14 protein-coding genes are annotated in these 18,552 nt (G+C 40.7%); 7 read left to right on the top strand and 7 right to left on the bottom strand.

All coding sequences use genetic code 11. The features are described from left to right. Positions 1-106: 106 nt before the first annotated feature. From J678_RS14420 to J678_RS14410, 3 genes are all read right to left on the bottom strand, one after another. Entirely contained in the window at positions 107-2,512 is a 2,406-nt protein-coding gene (locus J678_RS14420) for a glucose/quinate/shikimate family membrane-bound PQQ-dependent dehydrogenase (RefSeq protein WP_031955776.1), read from the bottom strand. 173 nt (positions 2,513-2,685) lie between these two features. After that, a complete protein-coding gene (locus J678_RS14415; protein ID WP_079377343.1) occupies positions 2,686-3,918 on the bottom strand; it encodes a carbohydrate porin in 1,233 nt (410 codons plus the stop codon). 155 nt (positions 3,919-4,073) lie between these two features. Then, complete coding sequence (locus J678_RS14410; RefSeq protein WP_031955777.1) at positions 4,074-5,192, bottom strand: CaiB/BaiF CoA transferase family protein; 1,119 nt, start codon at positions 5,190-5,192, stop codon at positions 4,074-4,076. A gap of 210 nt (positions 5,193-5,402) precedes the next feature. On the opposite strand from J678_RS14410, the gene J678_RS14405 reads away from it, so the two are divergent. The 5 genes from J678_RS14405 (at position 5,403) to J678_RS14385 (ending at position 11,240) form a co-directional block, all read left to right on the top strand. Next, on the top strand, positions 5,403-6,413 hold the full coding sequence (locus tag J678_RS14405) for an AraC family transcriptional regulator (RefSeq protein WP_000085721.1): 1,011 nt from the start codon (positions 5,403-5,405) through the stop codon (positions 6,411-6,413). Positions 6,414-6,583: 170 nt separating this feature from the next. Continuing rightward, entirely contained in the window at positions 6,584-7,789 is a 1,206-nt protein-coding gene (locus J678_RS14400) for an acetyl-CoA C-acetyltransferase (RefSeq protein WP_001287646.1), read from the top strand. A 20-nt stretch (positions 7,790-7,809) separates the two neighbouring features. After that, the gene (locus J678_RS14395) at positions 7,810-9,945 is read left to right on the top strand and encodes a 3-hydroxyacyl-CoA dehydrogenase NAD-binding domain-containing protein (RefSeq protein WP_031955778.1); all 2,136 of its coding nucleotides are present in this window, start codon (positions 7,810-7,812) and stop codon (positions 9,943-9,945) included. A 164-nt stretch (positions 9,946-10,109) separates the two neighbouring features. Next, a complete protein-coding gene (locus J678_RS14390; RefSeq protein WP_031955779.1) occupies positions 10,110-10,364 on the top strand; it encodes a hypothetical protein in 255 nt (84 codons plus the stop codon). A 15-nt stretch (positions 10,365-10,379) separates the two neighbouring features. Then, a complete protein-coding gene (locus J678_RS14385) occupies positions 10,380-11,240 on the top strand; it encodes a patatin-like phospholipase family protein (RefSeq protein ID WP_032027364.1) in 861 nt (286 codons plus the stop codon). Between the two features lie 29 nt (positions 11,241-11,269). On the opposite strand, the gene J678_RS14380 is transcribed toward J678_RS14385, so the two are convergent. Both J678_RS14380 and J678_RS14375 read right to left on the bottom strand, forming a co-directional pair. Next, positions 11,270-11,689 carry a GNAT family N-acetyltransferase gene (locus J678_RS14380; RefSeq protein WP_031955780.1) on the bottom strand — a complete coding sequence of 140 codons (420 nt, stop codon included), beginning with the start codon at positions 11,687-11,689 and terminating at the stop codon, positions 11,270-11,272. Positions 11,690-11,701: 12 nt separating this feature from the next. Then, positions 11,702-12,913 carry a class I SAM-dependent methyltransferase gene (locus J678_RS14375; RefSeq protein ID WP_031955781.1) on the bottom strand — a complete coding sequence of 404 codons (1,212 nt, stop codon included), beginning with the start codon at positions 12,911-12,913 and terminating at the stop codon, positions 11,702-11,704. A 127-nt stretch (positions 12,914-13,040) separates the two neighbouring features. Here J678_RS14375 and trhA point away from each other — a divergent pair, with 127 nt between their 5' ends. Beyond that, positions 13,041-13,682 (top strand): PAQR family membrane homeostasis protein TrhA, encoded by a 642-nt coding sequence (gene trhA, locus J678_RS14370; protein WP_031955783.1) that lies wholly within the window; start codon positions 13,041-13,043, stop codon positions 13,680-13,682. Positions 13,683-13,816: 134 nt separating this feature from the next. Next, positions 13,817-15,127 (top strand): MFS transporter, encoded by a 1,311-nt coding sequence (locus J678_RS14365; RefSeq protein ID WP_031955784.1) that lies wholly within the window; start codon positions 13,817-13,819, stop codon positions 15,125-15,127. A 66-nt stretch (positions 15,128-15,193) separates the two neighbouring features. Here J678_RS14365 and J678_RS14360 read toward each other — a convergent pair whose 3' ends face one another. Continuing rightward, the gene (locus J678_RS14360; protein WP_031955785.1) at positions 15,194-15,637 is read right to left on the bottom strand and encodes a hypothetical protein; all 444 of its coding nucleotides are present in this window, start codon (positions 15,635-15,637) and stop codon (positions 15,194-15,196) included. A gap of 129 nt (positions 15,638-15,766) precedes the next feature. After that, entirely contained in the window at positions 15,767-18,490 is a 2,724-nt protein-coding gene (gene secA / locus J678_RS14355) for a preprotein translocase subunit SecA (RefSeq protein ID WP_031955786.1), read from the bottom strand. Between the last annotated feature and the right edge of the window lie 62 nt (positions 18,491-18,552).

Below are 18,552 nucleotides of genomic sequence, written 5' to 3'. Positions count from 1 at the left end.
TAAAATGCTTTTTTTGCATATTTAATAACGGTTTTATTGATAAGCTTTAATCTAAATTGACATAAAAAAAGCCCAGATAAATCCGGGCTTTTTTGATAGCAAACTTTTATTTGTTATCTGGTAATGCATAAGCCACTAAATAGTCGCCCATTTTTGTACCAAATGAACCATGACCACCGGCCATAATTACAACATATTGTTTACCATTAATTTCATAAGTCATTGGTGTTGCTTGTCCACCTGCCGGTAAACGCGCTTCCCAAAGTTTCTTACCATTCGTTACGTTAAACGCACGGATGTAGTTATCTTGGGTTGCACCAACAAACATGACATTACCTGCGGTAGAAATAGAACCACCTAAACCAGGAACACCAATTTTTACAGCTGGTAACTGGAACAAGTTCGGTAAACTGTCACGAATTGTACCAATACGTTTTTTCCAAACGACTTCATGAGTTTTCAAATCTACGCCAGCAACATATCCCCAAGCAGGTTGTTTACAAGGTAAACCAAGTGGAGATAAGAATGCGCTGATTTCAACACCATAAGGTACGCCATACATTGGCTGTACACCCTGCTCAGTTCCCGCACCTTTTGCAGTTTGCGCACGGTTTGGATCAGCAGGAATTAAACGACTCACGAATGGCAGACCAATCGGGTTCATTACAGCAACTTGACGGTCAGGGTTAACTGACATACCGCCCCATTCAAACACACCTAAGTTACCAGGGAAAACTAAAGTACCGTTTTCAGATGGTGGCGTATAAATACCATCATAATTGAGGCGTTTGAATGACACACGACACATAAGCTGATCAAGCATAGTGGCACCCCACATATCTTTATCAGTCAATTTATCTTGTGGTGCCAAGTTCAAATCAGAGAATGGCTGAGTTTTTGAATAATGCTCGCCTTTAGTCTGTGGTCCGCGTTTAACTGTTTGTGGAACTGGTTTCTCAGTTACAGGAACAATTGGCTGACCATTACGACGATCAAGAACAAAGGCATTACCTGTTTTGGTCAAGACATAAATTGCTGGAACAGTTTTACCAGATTTGTCTTTAATATCTGCCAAAGATGGTTGTGACGGTACGTCCATATCCCATAAATCGTGATGGGTTGTCTGGAAGTTCCAAATCAATTTACCTGTTGAAGCGTTAATCGCTAACATAGAGTTCGCATAACGTTCTTTCAACTCGGTACGGTCACCACCCCAGATATCTGGAGTACCTACACCTGTTGGAACATAAACGATATCAAGTTTGGCATCGTATGCTAAAGGTGCCCAAGCATTTGGTGAGTTATGAACAAAGGTTGTACCTTCACCTGGCATTGCATTTGGATCTGCTGCACCAGTATCAAATACCCAAAGAAGCTTACCAGTGTTTACGTCATATCCACGAATCACACCAGATGGCTCTTTATTTGAATAGTTGTCCGTAACTGAACCGGCGATAACCACTGTTGAACCAGTAACAACACCTGGAGATGTTGGGTTATAACCACCTGGATAAGCATATGGCATGAATTCTTGTAAATTCACTTCGCCATTTTGACCAAAGTCAGTACATGCTTTACCTGTGTCAGCATTTACAGCAACTAAACGTCCGTCATTGACTGGAACAAAGACTTTACGTGGACATTGAGTTGAAGTCGACTTTTTAGTTTGTAAGCTTGTCGCAAATTCAGTTGTGTTGTTTGCATCGTAATACATTACACCACGACAAGTTAAATGCTGGAACGATTTATCCGTTTTAAGTTTCGGATCAAAACGCCATTTTTCTTTACCTGTAGCTGGATCAATCGCAATTAATTGCTGGTGAGCCGTACAGATAAACATGTTATTACCAATTTTAATTGGTGTAACCTGATTGGTTGTTTCGCCAGAATCATTATCTGTTTTGAAATCACCAGTACGGAATGTCCAGGCAACTTTCAGATCTTTTACGTTCTGGTCATTAATCTGTTTCAATGGAGAATAACGTTCACCAGCTTGAGTACGACCATAAGCAGGCCAGTCACTCTCTGCAACGCCCGGAACGGCTTGAGCAGTTTCTGGTTGAGGTGTCTTGATTTCACCATTAATTTCTTGCGGATCATTGAAGATAGAATAAACCATCAACACGATTGCAATTGCTAAAGTTGAAGATAAGGCAACTTTACTTGATCCAAGGTTGTTGATTCCACGAGTTACAGCCGGAACCAATAACCATAAACCAAGAATACCTAATATATCTAAACGTGGTGCAAGCGCCCAAAAGTCTGTTCCAACTTCCCAGACACTCCAGATAATAGTACCTAGCATTAATGCGGCATAAACCCACAAAGCAGCAGAAGCGCGCTTGTAGAGTTGCCATGCAACAATGAGAAGTAAGACTCCAGCTACAATATAGTAAATTGAACCGCCTAGTGTAGCGAGCCAAATACCTCCAATTAGCAGGAATAACGCCAATAACCCAATAATAATTACGGTAAAAGTCGTTAAACCTGATCTTGAAGAAGGTTGATTCATAAACCACCTCTTATCAATCATCATTTTTATCGGAAAGATGTGCCAAAAAACTTATAGAAAAATGACATCATCAATACGTCTAAAACAAAATTCAGGCATAAAGAAAAAAACGGAAGGTCAGGATACTTCAATCAATGATTTAGCCCTCGACAATCCGTTTTCGGAATAATTACTTAGAATGCAGTTGAGAACTTAATACCGCCTACCCAAGTGTTATCACCATTTTTTAATGCACCAACATGACGAACATATTGCACATTTGGACGAATAGTTAGCCAGTTAGTGGCATGAATACCATAGTAAAGCTCGGTATTATATTCGGTGTCGTATTCTTTGGCTTGAACATCGCTCCAATCATCATTGATATGGATACGAGCAACACCAAGTGCCAACTCATCTTGAGGACGTTGATTGAGCAAACCTTTATAGACTAAGCCTATATTTTGCATGTTATCAACTTTGTTGGTATCTGAGTCGTGGAAAGTCAGGTTCACAAACCCTGTTAAACCACGGTCAGTTTGATCAGCTGGCTGGAATAATTTCTGTTTTGCAGTTACCCAAACACCTTGCTTATGAGATGTTTTAGTTGAATCTGCAATTTCTTTGGCATCAGCAGTACTATAGTAATAACCTAAACGGTATTCACCAGGCATGCTTTGCACACCTAATTTAGGTGACCAAACAACTTCTGCTGGAATAATTGCACCATGAGAACCATCTGTACTTAGGTTGAAGCCTTTGCCACGTTCCAAGTTTTCGGGGTTATATTCATATACACCCACTTGTGTATATAAATCAGGTTGCAAGTTATATTTGACACGCATTGCCCATTGGCTAACCGGCCAGTTATACCACTGATCACCTACCCAGTTACCCACTTGTGAACCACAAAGCGCCAAGTTCTGGAAATCACAGTCAAAACTATTAAAGTCTTCACCCTCACCAAAACGGCCCACTTTAACATCTAACTTCTGATCAAGGAATTTTTTCTTGATCCATAAATCTGTTAAACGCCAAGTTTGTTCACGGCCCCACACTTCTTGAACAGAACTTTGGTGCCCAGCCAATGCTGGAGAATGTTCAGAAAGTGATTGCCCATCACGATAAGTTAATGTGATTTGAGCTTCTGTATCTTGCCACCCTAAAATTTTACCTAGGTCCAAATGAGAACCTAAAGCAAGTTGCCCTGTATAAGCACTACCGTGTGTAGATGTTTGTTTGGAATCTAAAATACCGGCATATTCACCGGTATATCCAAAAGAAAAATCATAACCTTGTGCTTGCAACGCTGTACGTTGCCCGTTCCAATCACCCAACATCCAAGAACCATTTGGGTCAAATGCAGCAGCAGCTTGTGCATGCTGAACAAAAAGAGTAATTGATAAAACGGATAAACAGGAAACCATCAAAGATTTATGCGTTTTCATGTTTACGAACCTTTTATGTCTTTGTTTATAAAGGTTACGCTAATTTTATGTAAAGAAATTATTCAAAATGTTAATCAATTGATTATTCAGATAATAATTTCAATACATACTGTATAAGAAATAGTCCCTTAACCTCACCACTGCCCCTCGCCAAGTTTTTGACCTACAAAGGAATATCGCATTTGCGAACGTGAAAACTTAATTGGGCATCCAATCTGTGGTTCTGTATCTGTCGTATTATTTTGCAAAGGAACATTCACAATCCATCCACGTTGTTGTGCTAACGGTGAATTTAAAGCCTCACTTAAACTCAATACGGGCTCTACACATACATCGAGGTTGGCAAAAATTTCATGCCATTCTTTAAATGTTTTGGCTTTAATTTTTTCTTGAATGGCTTGTTTAACTTCCTGTCGATCTTGCACATCTAATGACGCACCTTTTTGTAATAATACAGGTAAATCTAGTGCCGCAGACAAACCTGCCATAAATTGTGGTTCAAGGCTACCGATAGAAAGATAACGACCATCTTGCGTCATATAATAGTCATAGAAAATCCCCCCATTGAGCATCCCCTGCTCGGGAGCCTGTTCAACTTGTGCGGCAAGCGTAGCTGACGCCGCCATACTATTTAGACTCGCTACACAATCCGTCATGGAAATATCAATATATTGACCTATACCGCTACGGTTGCGTTCAACTACTGCAGCCAAGATCGCAATGACTGCATGTAATGAACCACCAGCAATATCGGCAACCTGAATACCAAGCGGTGGCGGGCCGCTATCTTGCCGGCCGCTATACCCAGCAATACCAGCTAAGGCTAAATAATTAATGTCGTGGCCAGCCCGGTCTTTATAACTTCCAGTTTGGCCATAACCTGTAATTGAACAATAAATTAAACGCGGGTTAATTTCTGCAAGGGTGGCATAGTCCAGCCCTAAACGGCGCATGACATCTGGCCGAAACTGCTCAATCACAATATCAAACTCGGAAATCTTAGCTTTTATCAGATCAATACTGGCAGCATCTTTTAAGTCGAGAACAATCGACTGTTTATTTCGGTTTAGATAACTATGTGCAGTCGCCTGTCCATTGGCATAGGGCGGCATAATCCGAATGAGGTCTGGACGTGATGGAGATTCAATATGGATGACTTCTGCCCCCATATCGGCCAAATACATTGTGGCGAAAGGTCCAGGTAAGAGCGTCGAGAAATCAAGAACTTTAAGTCCATTTAATGCTGTCGTCATCGTATTTTTAACCACTATTATTCGAATTTTCTTTTATATTAGTTAAGCAAATATTCTAAAACAATGTCATGTTCAGCCATTTACCTTGATCATTTCGGCAATTTAACATGTAAAAAGTGCTTTTACACTGTTGTAAATCGCCAATTTATTTTTTTAGACGGTCATTTAGGTCAATTTAAAGTGAACATCAAAGAGACTGAAGGATTCAATATGAGTCGCGATACGATTAGCATCCACTTCGTGAATGCGGCTTTGACAGGCGTAAAACGCCTTGGCATGGATGTCGAGACGTTACTTTCACATGTGGGTATCGAAGCGGAACTATTACGTCAACCTAAAGCTCGAATCTCACCAGAACAATATACCCGTTTTATAAAAATGTTATGGATGGTCACACAAGATGAACACGTCGGCTTTGATGTACAGCCGCGTCGTTTGGGCACTTTTGCCATTATGTGTCAGTTGATTATTCATGCAAAAACCTTGGGCCAAGCCCTTGAACTCTCATCTCAGTTTTATAAATTATTTGGTGATGAATGGTCGGTAACGCTAGAGCGTGACAAACACGAAGCACGTTTAGTACCTCTCATTCCAAAAACATTAGATCCAGATCATTTCATTACTGAAAGTATGCTCATGATTTGGCATGGTTTGGCATCTTGGCTGATTGAACGCCGCTTACCATTAGAACGTGTTCATTTTAGTTATCCGCGCCCTGCACATGCAGATGAATATGACGCGTTATTCTTTGCACCAGTTATGCAATTTGACGCACCGCGTACCGAAATAACCTTTGCGGCTGATTATCTTGACTTACCAATTCGCCAAGATGAAAAAACGCTAGAAGAGTTCTTGAAAGCAGCCCCTGCTCAGCTTTTAGTAAAATTCAAAAACACCAATTCGTTGACTTCTCGTATTCGTGAAGTGCTCAAAAGCCAAATTGGTGAAGAAATGCCAACGCTCAATGACGTTGCATCAATGTTGTATTTATCTCCACAAACTTTACGCCGCCGACTAGCTGCCGAAGGCAAAAGCTATCAGGGCGTGAAAGACGCTTTACGCCGAGATGCTGCGATTCACTTATTACTCAATCCTGAATTAACACTTGAAGATGTTGCTCAGCAAGTTGGTTTTAGTGAAACTAGTACATTCCACCGTGCATTTAAAAAGTGGACTGGTGTTACTCCAGGTCTATATCGCCAGCTCCATGGTTACCATTAATTCTTAAATCTCTTTAGTTTTACATTTAGCCCAAGTTTAACTTGGGCTTTTTTGTATCGCCATTGGCAAAAATCATCACGTGACTGGTGTGCTTATCGTCATTGCACTCCCTCTTAAAAACAGTACACTCAAAACACGACAAAGTTTAAGTAATAAAAAAAGGAACTGTTATGAGCGAGGCTTATATTATTGACGCCATTCGCACACCACGCGGAAAAGGAAAAAAAGACGGCTCTCTTTACGAAGTAAAACCAATCACATTACTCACCACCCTATTAAACGAATTACAGCAACGCCATCAACTCGATACATCTAAAGTGGATGATATTGTTCTGGGCTGCGTGACACCAATTGGTGATCAGGGCGGTGATATTGCCAAAACAGCAGCGATTGCAGCGGGCTGGAATGATGATGTTGCAGGTGTGCAAATTAACCGCTTTTGTGCTTCAGGTTTAGAAGCGGTCAACATGGCAGCTATGAAAGTTCGTTCTGGTTGGGAAGATTTAGTGGTTGCTGGTGGCGTTGAATCAATGTCACGTATCCCAATGGGTTCTGATGGCGGACCGTGGGCGTTAGATCCGGAAACCAACCTTAAATCATCTTTTGTTCCACAAGGTGTCGGCGCTGACCTCATTGCGACCTTAGATGGCTATAGCCGAGAAGATGTTGATAATTTTGCCGTAAAGTCACAACAAAAAGCAGCGGCAGCTCAAGCAAATGGTTATTTCGATCAATCAGTTGTGCCAGTCAAAGATCACGCAGGTGTTGTGATTTTAGAAAAAGATGAATTTATTAAAGGCAATACTACCCTTGAAGGGTTAGCAAAGCTCAACCCAAGTTTTGAAATGATGGGACAAATGGGCTTTGATGCTGTTGCCTTACAAAAATATCCAGAAGCACAAAAAGTAAATCATGTTCATCATGCCGGTAACTCATCAGGTATTGTCGATGGAGCAGCTCTCGTTTTACTGGCTTCAGAAAAAGCAGTGAAAGAACAAAATTTAAAACCACGCGCTAAAGTTTTGGCGACTGCCCTAGTCGGTACCGACCCAACCATCATGTTAACTGGTCCTGCGCCTGCTGCACGCAAAGCCTTGGAAAAAGCTGGTTTAACAATTGATGATATTGACCTATTTGAAGTCAACGAAGCATTTGCAGCTGTCGTGATGCGTTTTATAAATGAACTCAATGTCCCTGCTGAAAAAGTCAACGTAAATGGCGGTGCAATTGCTTTAGGACATCCTTTAGGCGCAACCGGTGCCATGATTTTGGGTACATTACTTGATGAACTTGAACGTCAAAATAAAAAACGCGGTTTAGCGACGCTCTGTGTCGGCGGTGGTATGGGTATTGCCACCATTATTGAACGTGTATAAAAATTTAGGGATATATAAAGATGAGTGCAATTCAATACGAAAAAAATGCCGACAATATTGTCATCTTGACACTTGATTCAACTGGTCAGTCTGCAAATACCATGAATGCCGAGTTTCGTGACTCGCTTGATGAGGTCACCCAGAAACTTAAAGCAGAAACAGAACTTTCAGGTGTTATTTTTCGCTCAGCAAAAAAAACTTTCTTTGCTGGTGGTGATTTAGATGAACTGATTCAAGTTCAACCTGAGCATGCAACTGACTTTTTCAATATGGTTGAGAAGTTAAAAGGTCATCTAAGAACGATTGAGACACTAGGGATTCCCGTGGTTGCAGCATTGAATGGCACGGCACTGGGCGGAGGATGGGAAATCGCATTAAGTTGCCATCACCGTATTGCAATCAATGACCCGAAAAGTAAATTTGGCCTACCAGAAGTTACCTTAGGTTTACTACCGGGCGGCGGTGGTATTGTACGTATGGTCCGTCTGCTTGGTCTTCAAAATGCATTCCCATTTTTAATGGAAGGTAAGCAGTTCGGTGTCGATAAAGCAAAATCTTTAGGCTTAATTCATGACACAGCTGAAAGTGAGCAAGAGCTTTTAGATAAAGCAATTACATGGGTTAAGGCAAATCCGAAATCTCAACAGCCTTTTGATGTGAAGGGTTATAAAATTCCGGGTGGCGATCCAAAAACTCCGGCAGTTGCACAAGTTCTTGCGATTGCACCAGCCATGTTAAAAGACAAAACCAAGGGCTGCTACCCTGCTCCTGAAGCGATTATGGCTGCCGCAGTAGAAGGTGCTCAAGTTGATGTTGATACCGCGTTGCGCATCGAGTCTCGCTATTTTACTCAACTAGCAACAGGCCAAATTTCTAAAAATATGATTGGCACGTTCTGGCATGGCCTAAATGCAATTAAGTCTGGTGCAAGCCGCCCTGCCGACGTTGCAAAATGGCAAGCGACTAAAGTTGGTGTATTAGGTGCGGGCATGATGGGTGCTGGTATTGCATATTCAACAGCGATTAAAGGCATTCCTGTTATCCTTAAAGATGTATCTGTTGAAAATGCTGAAAAAGGCAAAGCATATTCTCAGAAATTGCTAGATAAACGTGTTTCACAAGGCCGCATGACGGCAGAAAAACGTGATCAGATTTTATCGCTCATTACGGCTACAGCGTCAGCTCAAGACCTTCAAGGCTGTGATTTAATTATTGAAGCCGTATTTGAAAACCAAGAGCTCAAAGCGAAAGTCACTCAAGAAGCTGAACAATACTTAGTGCCTAATGGCGTAATGGCATCAAATACATCGACCCTGCCAATTACAGGTTTAGCGCAAGCAAGCAAGGATGATAAAGCGTTTATCGGTCTGCATTTCTTTAGCCCTGTCGACAAAATGCAGTTGGTTGAGATTATTAAAGGTAAAAACACCTCGGCAGAGACGCTTGCTAAAGCCTACGACTTTGTACAGCAAATTGGAAAAACGCCAATCGTTGTTAATGATAGCCGTGGCTTCTTTACCAGTCGTGTGTTTGGTACTTTTATTCAAGAAGGTATGCGCTTGCTTGCCGAAGGTGTCCACCCAGCACGTATTGAAATGGCAGCACTGAAAGCAGGCATGCCTGTGGGACCACTTGCGATTCAAGATGAAGTGTCTTTAACTTTGACAGAGCATGTTGCCAGTGAAGCACGTAAAGCGCTGCAAGCCGAAGGCAAAGAGCTACCGAAAACACCAGTAGATGAAGTGATTCATACCATGATTCATGAGTTAAACCGTAAAGGTAAAGCTGCTGGCGCAGGTTTTTATGATTATCCTGAAAATGGTAAAAAGCACCTATGGGAAGGCTTAAACCGCTGGCAGAAAGATCACGATATTTCTGAGCAGGATATGATAGATCGCATTTTGTTTGTACAAGCCTTAGATACCTTACGTTGTTACGAAGAAGGTGTGTTGGAGTCGGTTATTGATGCCAATGTCGGTTCTATTTTTGGAATTGGTTATGCCCCTTGGACTGGCGGAGCGATTCAATTCCTAAATCAGTATGGTATTGATAAAGCAGAGAAACGTGCTGAAGAGTTGGCTGCCAAATATGGTGAGCGCTTCACGCCCCCAGCGTTACTCAAAACCAAAGCTGAGCAGAAACAAAATATTCAATAATTTAAATCTATTAAATATTTAAAAACTGCATAAACCTTACCCATATAAATATATTTTATTTATATGGGTTTTTCTTTATGACCTTTAAGATTTCAGCCTACTGCCTAAATATGCTATAAATAGACTTCATTTTTGTGCTTCTACAGCACATTCGAGAAATCCTTATGTCCGATAAAAATTCTTCCGAGTCAGCAGTTTTAGGCTGGAAATTTGTTCTGATCGTTGGTGTTTTAAGTGCGATTTTCCTTGGCTTTTTCTATTTAGCAATGAGTAATGAACCTGACTATATGCCAGGTGCTCAGCGCAAAGCTCAACAGCACGAAATGCAACAAAAAATTGAAAAATCGACAGATCAACAAAGTCAGCATGACAACATGCCTGAAATGGACATGCAAGAACATCAGCATTCACATCAGTAATCAGATATTTTTCAAATGACAGATTTTTCCCGCAACGCACTGGTTGTAGAAGGTGGAGGCATGCGTGGTGCCTTTACCAGTGGTGTACTTGATGCTTTTCTACAACAACAGTTCAATCCTTTTGACTTATACGTTGGTGTATCTTCTGGTTCGACCAATGTGGCTAACTACTTGGCAGGTCAACAAGGTCGGACTTTAACCTTCTATATTGATCATTCACTACGTCCCGAATTTATCGATTACAAGCGCTTCTTTAAAGGTGGTGATTTACTCGATTTAAAATGGATGTGGGAAATTGGCGAGCAAGAGCACCCGCTTGATCAACAGAGCCTTTTTGCCAAAAATCCAGATTTTTATATGGTATTAACGCATGCTAAAACTGGTCATGCTGAGTATCTTCGTGCTGGTAAAGATAATTTGCTAAATGCACTTCGTGCGTCTAGCTCAATTCCGGTTTTAACTCGTCATCCCGTCGATATTATGGGTGAACCCTACTTTGATGGCGGCGTTGCAGATGCTCTACCTGTTCGCTGGACGGCTCAGCAAAGTGGTGTCAAAAAGCTATTAGTTTTACGAACTCGTCCGAAGAACTACTTTAAAGCCAGTAGCCGAGGCGACCAATTCCTTGCGAAATATGCTTTTAAACACCATTACGGTTTTGCAAATAGTTTGCGTAACCGCTGTGCCCGTTATAATGCTTCAGTTGAATTTGTTCGTAGCAGTAACCCTGAACAGCAAATTTTAGAGGTATGTCCACCACCTCTTAAAAATATGGCAGGGCGTTTAACGACAAAACCGAAAAAACTTCGTTACAGTTATGAAGTTGGTTTGGAAACAGGCTTACAAGCCATCGAAAACTGGAATGCGATGAAGTAATTCAAAGTTGAGATTTCTAAAAAGGAATCTCAACTTAACGCTAAAGTCATATCAATATGTGGAATACCACAATCTTTGTAAACCTCACCCTGGACTTTAAAACCTAGAGCTTCATAAAAAGCTGTCACATAAGTTTGCGCGGAAAGCTTTAAATAAGGCAATTTTTGATTACGCGCATAGTCAATAATATGCTGCATTAAAATTTTACCTATACCCTGCTTTCGATAAGGCATTAAAACAGCAACACGTCCTACACTATGCTGCGGTAACAAGCGTGCTGTAGCGATAGGCTGCTCTTTGTCATACACCATAAAGTGCACAGCAGTAGCGTCAAAATCATCCCACTCGTCTTCGGGTGCAATACCTTGCTCTTGAATAAAAACTTGTTCACGGATGTATTTGGCGTCCTTCTCAAGCTGTTTCCAATCACCCGCTATAATTTTATACATCCACTCACCTTCCTAGCATTTGCAACCAATATTTTCGATTGGCAACTGATCTTGTAACAACAATTCCAAGGTCTGTTTTTTAATCCCATACATTTCTTTCAATGCTTGAATTTGAGCCATAATTTTCGCATCAGGTTGAGAAACGTCTTTGCGTTTTGTTGCCAAAATCATTTTATTTTTGCTGGTATGCTCAAGTGATACAAACTCAAAAACTTTGGTTTCATAACCATACGCTTTTAAAAGTAACGCACGCAAAGTATCGGTCAACATCTCAGCTTGCTGTCCAGCATGAATACCAAACTGTAGCATGGGTTGTAAAACTTCAGGACTATGTAGTTGTGGACGTAATTCTTTGTGACAGCACGGCGCGCACATAATCATTGAAGCGTTCAAACGAATTCCGGTATGAATGGCAAAATCAGTCGCGATATCACACGCATGCAAAGCAATCATAACGTCCAGTTTTTCCGGCTGATAACTACGAACATCGCCTTCAAAAAAGTCCAAATGATTAAAATGCACTTTGTCTGCCACATTCTGGCAAAACTCAACCAAGTTACGGCGCAACTCTACACCTGTAATGAGCGGTATCTTTTGTTGTTCCTGTAAATAATCATACAAAGCAAAAGTTAAATAGCCTTTTCCTGAACCAAAATCGACGATGCGTAACTCTTTTTGCTCTGCATCGATCTGCTCATACGCACTCGCAAAAATTTCGATGAATTTATTAATTTGCTTCCATTTACGAGCCATGCTTGGAATGATTTGAGCTTTCTCATCGGTAATACCAAGCTCTTTTAAAAATGCACTACCTTGCTGTACATAACGCTGTTTTTCACGATCATGTGCTTGTACTGTTGGAGTCGTATTCGTACTTTGCTTTTTACCCATATTAAGCATGGCTTTTTTCTTATTTTTTTTAAGCTGAATTTCTTGCAGAGTTGAAAATAAATTTGCTTGTTTGCATTGAACAATCAGTGTTGCGATCTGTTCTAAACCCTCTTCAAAGGTATAGTTTTTGGTCACATCTTGAGTAGTATAATGATATAAAGCTGAAAGCTGTTTTTTCCCATTTAACTCCACAATACGGAAAGTGATTTTTTCTAGCTGTGCCATCTCTCCTTTATATTGGCTCAAAATCAAACGCTCAAAACTTTGCTCATCAAGCATTTGTTTGATTTCATGAAAGAATTGCTGTTCTTGCTCAAAGGAGAAAACCGACACAGATATACCTAAAGAATGGTGACTCATATAAAGTGAAAGTTTAAAGGGTATAGGATTAAAAATAAAATAACTTTACGACTGTCTTGTATTTCTATACATTTGTATTTTTAATCAAAAAAATAAACTTATGAGCAAATCGGTGTTAGAAACTTACGATCCTAAAGAAGAACTTTTTAATGCCTATAGCCATGGTGCTGGCGTTGTTATGGCCGTGATTGCATCTATCCTTTTAATTATAAAAGGTTCTTATCTTTCCACGGCACAGTGGGTAGGTTTGTGGGTATATTCATTTAGCCTCATTCTCGTTTTTACCAGTTCGACTCTCTATCATTTTGCCCAGACCCAAAACTTACGTTACTGGTATAAGAAACTCGACCACACTGCTATTTATTATTTAATTGCTGGGACATATACCCCGTTCTTGAGTATTGCGATACCTACACAAAAAGCTCATATTCTGCTTATTGCACTCTGGAGCATTGCTGCAATTGGTACACTTTTCAAGTTAGTTTTTATTCATCGTTTTCAGAAAATCTCTTTGCTCGCTTATGTTGTTATGGGGTGGCTTGCCGTTTTTGTAATGGATGATATGCGTACCTATTTAAGTAAAGACGCTTTGATGTTATTGATTACTGGAGGTTTGGCTTACACCGTTGGAGCATTGTTTTACGCGTTAAAAAAGGTAAGATATACCCATGCGATATGGCATATTTTTGTACTTTTAGGTGCAGGTGCACACTTTCTTGCAATCTATTGGTACGTTGTTTAATCCATTTTTCACTCATATTCAGTGATCCTGAAAGAGTCATGGAAGATGTTCTTTCACACTATTCTTTGAAGAAAAATATGCCTTTAAAGAGAATAGTAAACTAAAAATAAATTTTAACTGATATAAGGACTTATATGGAGTCAACCTCTGCGACAGCTGCTCCTGTAGTAGCCACCAATTCAAAAACACGGGTTTTGTTTGCAAGCTTAGTCGGTACAACCATTGAGTTCTTCGACTTTTATATCTATGCAACTGCTGCCGTGATTATCTTTCCACATCTGTTTTTCCCTGCTAGCAGTGGCAGTGCCGCAGTCTTACAGTCACTAGCAACCTTTGCGATTGCCTTTATTGCCCGCCCTATTGGTGCAGCGCTATTTGGCCATTTAGGGGATCGTATTGGACGTAAAGCAACCCTAGTGGCAGCCTTGCTTACTATGGGTATATCAACGGTATGTATTGGTTTACTTCCGACTTATGCCCAAATCGGGATTGTCGCACCATTACTATTAGCAGTTTGCCGTCTAGGACAAGGTTTAGGTCTAGGAGGCGAATGGAGTGGTGCTGTACTACTTGCAACTGAGAATGCTCCAGAAGGTAAGCGTGCATGGTATGGCATGTTCCCTCAGCTTGGTGCACCTATTGGTTTTATTTTAGCAACGGGTTCATTCTTACTTTTAAGTGCCGCTATTCCTGAACAAGCATTCATGCAATGGGGCTGGCGTATTCCATTTATTGCCAGTGCAATTTTGGTTATTGTTGGTTTATATATCCGTTTAAAACTCCATGAAACTCCAGCTTTCCAGAAAGTTTTAGATAAGCAAAAAGAAGTTAATATTCCATTTAAAGAAGTTATCACTAAACACACTGGAAAGCTTATTCTCGGCACAATTGCCGCAATTTGTACTTTCGTAGTGTTTTATTTGACCACAGTGTTTGCACTTAACTGGGGAACAACAAAACTGGGATATGCACGTGGTGAGTTTTTAGAACTTCAACTTTTTGCCACACTTTGTTTTGCAGCCTTCATACCTTTATCTGCTATTTTTGCAGAAAAATTTGGACGTAAAGCAACTTCAGTTGGTGTATGTATCGCTGCTGCGATCTTCGGATTATTCTTCTCTAGCATGTTAGAATCTGGAAATACTCTTATCGTTTTTCTTTTCTTATGTACTGGCCTATCAATTATGGGGTTGACCTATGGTCCGATTGGTACGGTTCTTTCAGAGATTTTCCCAACTTCAGTTCGTTATACAGGTTCAGCATTAACCTTTAACTTAGCTGGTATTTTTGGTGCATCGTTTGCGCCATTAATTGCCACAAAACTTGCTGAAACTTATGGTTTGTATGCTGTAGGTTATTATCTTACAGCGGCATCACTTTTATCATTGGTTGCCTTTTTACTTATTCGTGAAACCAAGAATGAAGATGTGAATAATCAGATTTAAGTATTTTCAAACATCCTAATATAAAAAAGCCGGTTCAAAATTGACCGGCTTTTTTATATATGAAAATTAATTCATTGATGCAGGGTTTGCTGGTGCAAAACTGTTTGTCGCTGCAGGAGCAGTTACATTACTTGCCGCCACAGCTGCTGCGCCTGCAACTGCCGCTTCACCAATTAATGCAATTTTTGCTTTTTCTTGGCTTTTTGCAGATAGAGCTGGGTTCGTTGCCACAATACGATTAATGTTTGCAGAGTTTGCTGGAGCAATCGCAGCAGTTTGTAAAATGATTGGGCGATTACCTGTGTTACCCAATGTATAACGAATACCTGTACGCGGGCTAATTACCGTCGTATTCTCTTGTTTCACTACAGCCTGAGCCGAAGTTGGGCCTTTTGCCGCAAGAACCTTATCAACCGTTGTGGTTTGAGGTGCTGAAGCTGTTTCTGCTGCGAAAACAAAACTTGGTACAGCAAGAACAGTTAAAAATAAAGGTTGTAATACTTTTTTCATTGTCTTTCCAACATACACTCTGGATGAGAAGTAAATAGCATTTAATACTTAAAACTGCAAACATTATTCACAGGCTTACTACAAATGAAAAAAAAGCAGAACGATTGTTCTGCTTTTTTATCACGAAAATTAAATTTTGCCGTGACACTGTTTATATTTTAAACCAGAACCACATGGACATGGTGCATTACGACTTTCTGGTACTGGGAACATTTGTTGTTCACCAGCCGGCTCATTGAGTACTTCTTGAGAGGCAGTCACTTCACCTGTTAAGCCATCTACATCGTCATGTTCAAAAGAAAGCTTCATCGACTCAGCTTGTTGCTGCTGTTGAGCTTCCATTTCTGCAAGTTCTTCTGGTGTTGGAATATGTACACGAGACAAATCAGTCACAACATCAGTTTTAATGACGCCTAACATGTTCACAAACAGGTTAAACGCTTCTTTTTTGTATTCCTGCTCAGGGTTCTTTTGCGCGTAGCCACGTAAGTGAATACCTTGGCGCAAATAATCCATTGCAGCTAAATGATCTTTCCAGTGGCGATCAAGAGAGTTTAGAACGAAATGACGCTCAAGCATTGCTGCTGACTCATCACCCATTTGCGCACGGCGTTGACGATAACGTTCGAGCACTTCATCGCTAATACGCTCAACCAGACCTTCTTCATCAAGACGGCGGTCTTGTTCTAACCATTCCTGAACCGGAAGTTCAATACCTAAATCAATACGTAAAGCATTTTCTAGACCTTCAATATCCCATTGGTCATGAATTGAGTCAGGTGGAATAAAGTTGGCAATCATGGCTTGCATGACTTCACGATGCATCTCTTCAACGTAATCTTGTAAAGTATTTTCAGCTAACACTTCATCACGTTGTGAATAAATGATCTTACGTTGTTCATTATTCACATCATCGTATTTCAATAAGTTCTTACGGATATCGAAGTTACGTGCTTCAACTTTACGCTGAGCATTTTCGATAGAGCGACTTACCATTTTGTGTTCAATCGCTTCATTTTCTTGTAAGCCCATTGCACGCATCATGGCAACAACACGGTCACCTGCGAAAATACGCATGAGGTCATCTTCAAGAGATAAATAGAAACGAGAAACACCAGGGTCACCTTGACGACCCGCACGGCCACGCAGCTGGTTGTCAATACGACGTGATTCATGGCGTTCAGAACCAATAATGTGCAAACCACCTGCTTGCAATACATCTTCGTGGTCCTGCTCCCACTGTGCTTTTAGACGTGCTTCATCTTCTGCTGTTGGGTTTTCAAGCTTGGCAAGTTTCGCTTTCCAGTTACCACCCAAGATAATATCTGTACCACGACCAGCCATGTTGGTTGCAATTGTTACTGCATTCGGGCTACCCGCCTGAGCAATAATGTCTGCTTCACGCTCGTGCTGTTTAGCGTTCAACACTTCATGGTGAATACCAGCTTGCATCAACTTAGAAGATAGAATTTCACTGGCTTCAATGGTTGCTGTACCAATTAGAATCGGTGCAACACCTTGCTCACGAATATTCATAATTTCTTGAATAATCGCATTATATTTGCCGTTACGGTTTAAATAGATTAAATCGTTTTGGTCATTACGAATCATTGGACGATGTGTCGGAATAATAACAACATCAAGACCATAAATTTCCTTCATTTCCGCAGCTTCAGTATCAGCAGTACCTGTCATACCTGAAAGCTTTTTATAAAGACGGAAATAGTTCTGGAATGTAGTTGTCGCTAAGGTCTGATTTTCAGGCTGAATTTCCAAACCTTCTTTTGCTTCAACTGCTTGGTGCAGACCCTCTGACCAACGACGACCCGGCATTGTACGGCCAGTATGCTCATCAACAATGATGACTTCACCATCATGAATAATATAATGAACGTCACGTTGGAATAAGAAATGCGCACGAATAGCTGCAGATACATGGTGAACAAGGTTTAGGTTTGTTGCCGAATATAAGCTTTCGCCTTCAGCCAACAAGCCCATTTGAATAAGTTCTTGCTCTACAGTTTCATAACCGATTTCAGTCATTTCAACTGAACGTTGCTTTTCATCAATCCAGAAATGCCCACCATCCGCAACTTTTTCTTCTTTTTGCGGGCGTAGTTTTGGTGGAATTGTATTGATTGCCGTATAGAGATGTGAAGAGTCTTCACTTTGACCAGAAATAATTAATGGGGTACGCGCTTCATCAATTAAGATTGAGTCAACTTCATCGATAATGGCATAGTGCAAACCACGTTGTTTCTTTTCTGCTAAAGAAAACACCATGTTGTCACGTAAGTAGTCAAAACCAAATTCGTTATTGGTACCATAAGTAATGTCAGCAAGATAAGCCGCTGCTTTTTCTGACGGTTCTTGCATTGAATAAATTGTACCAATGCTTAAACCTAAAAACTCAAATAATGGACGGTTTAACTCAGCGTCACGCTGTGCCAAGTAATCGTTCACGGTAATCACATGAACGCCTTCGCCACTTAATGCGTTTAAGTAACACGCCAAAGTACCCATAAGGGTTTTACCTTCACCGGTACGCATTTCGGCAATTTTGCCTTCGTGGAGAGTAATACCACCAATCAATTGCACATCGTAGTGACGCATGCCCATCACACGTTTTGCTGCCTCACGACAAACTGCAAACGCTTCAGGGAGTAACTTATCTAAACTTTCGCCATTGTTATAACGTTGTTTGAATTCTGGAGTTTTTGCAGATAAGTCTGCATCGCTTAAAGCTGATATCGTCGGCTCGAGCGCATTGATTTGCTCAACAATTTTGCGCATGCGTTTGAGTTCACGCTCATTTTTTGTACCGAAGATACCTCCGATCAGACTTGCCAACATGGATAAACTCTCTAAATCTTGCTTGGTCAAATGAATAAATTTTTTCTCAGTCGTTTATTATG

This window comes from Acinetobacter sp. 1424608 (genome assembly GCF_000588255.1).
Lineage (GTDB): Bacteria > Pseudomonadota > Gammaproteobacteria > Pseudomonadales > Moraxellaceae > Acinetobacter > Acinetobacter nosocomialis.
Note: the sequence above shows the minus strand (reverse complement) of the source record. Positions and strands in the feature narration are given on the sequence as shown.

Excerpts from the sequence above, each read along its gene's own strand:
- J678_RS14380 (WP_031955780.1), bottom strand. The coding sequence starts at position 11,689 with ATGTATAAAATTATAGCGGGTGATTGGAAACAGCTTGAGAAGGACGCC.
- J678_RS14415 (WP_079377343.1), bottom strand. The coding sequence starts at position 3,918 with ATGGTTTCCTGTTTATCCGTTTTATCAATTACTCTTTTTGTTCAGCAT.
- J678_RS14390 (WP_031955779.1), top strand. The coding sequence starts at position 10,110 with ATGTCCGATAAAAATTCTTCCGAGTCAGCAGTTTTAGGCTGGAAATTT.
- J678_RS14360 (WP_031955785.1), bottom strand. The coding sequence starts at position 15,637 with ATGAAAAAAGTATTACAACCTTTATTTTTAACTGTTCTTGCTGTACCA.
- J678_RS14405 (WP_000085721.1), top strand. The coding sequence starts at position 5,403 with ATGAGTCGCGATACGATTAGCATCCACTTCGTGAATGCGGCTTTGACA.
- secA (WP_031955786.1), bottom strand. The coding sequence starts at position 18,490 with ATGTTGGCAAGTCTGATCGGAGGTATCTTCGGTACAAAAAATGAGCGT.
- J678_RS14385 (WP_032027364.1), top strand. The coding sequence starts at position 10,380 with ATGACAGATTTTTCCCGCAACGCACTGGTTGTAGAAGGTGGAGGCATG.
- J678_RS14420 (WP_031955776.1), bottom strand. The coding sequence starts at position 2,512 with ATGAATCAACCTTCTTCAAGATCAGGTTTAACGACTTTTACCGTAATT.
- J678_RS14395 (WP_031955778.1), top strand. The coding sequence starts at position 7,810 with ATGAGTGCAATTCAATACGAAAAAAATGCCGACAATATTGTCATCTTG.
- trhA (WP_031955783.1), top strand. The coding sequence starts at position 13,041 with ATGAGCAAATCGGTGTTAGAAACTTACGATCCTAAAGAAGAACTTTTT.
- J678_RS14365 (WP_031955784.1), top strand. The coding sequence starts at position 13,817 with ATGGAGTCAACCTCTGCGACAGCTGCTCCTGTAGTAGCCACCAATTCA.
- J678_RS14410 (WP_031955777.1), bottom strand. The coding sequence starts at position 5,192 with ATGACGACAGCATTAAATGGACTTAAAGTTCTTGATTTCTCGACGCTC.
- J678_RS14400 (WP_001287646.1), top strand. The coding sequence starts at position 6,584 with ATGAGCGAGGCTTATATTATTGACGCCATTCGCACACCACGCGGAAAA.